The following is a 346-nucleotide window of genomic DNA, read 5'->3' as shown; positions in this document are numbered from 1 at the left end:
TGAGCTCCGCCTCGATATCGGCGTCGGTGGGCGCGGGGTTTTTGGCGAGCAGGGCGCTGACGGCCATGATCATGCCGCTCTGGCAGTAGCCGCATTGCGGCACCTGGCGGGCGACCCATTCGGCCTGCACGCGGTGGGGGGCGGTGGGGGTGCCCAGGGCCTCGATGGTGGTGACCTGCTGGGTGCCCACGGTTTCGATGGCGACGGAGCAGGAGCGGGCGGCGACGCCGTCCAGATGGACGGTGCAGGCGCCGCATTGGCCGATGCCGCAGCCGAACTTGGTGCCGCTGAGGGCGAGGTTTTCGTGGAGGACCCAGAGGAGGGGTGTGCCCTCGTCGGCGTCCAC

General features: G+C 70.5%; 1 protein-coding gene. It reads right to left on the bottom strand.

What is annotated here, in order from left to right:
* On the bottom strand, positions 1-346 hold a 346-nt coding region (locus R5H29_RS02130; protein WP_332328663.1), incomplete at both ends, for a 2Fe-2S iron-sulfur cluster-binding protein.

The sequence above is a fragment of the Stenotrophomonas sp. A3_2 genome (assembly GCF_036624925.1).
Lineage (GTDB): Bacteria > Pseudomonadota > Gammaproteobacteria > Xanthomonadales > Xanthomonadaceae > Stenotrophomonas > Stenotrophomonas hibiscicola.
The sequence above is the reverse complement of the archived record's forward strand: the minus strand, read 5'-3'. Positions and strand labels throughout refer to the sequence as shown.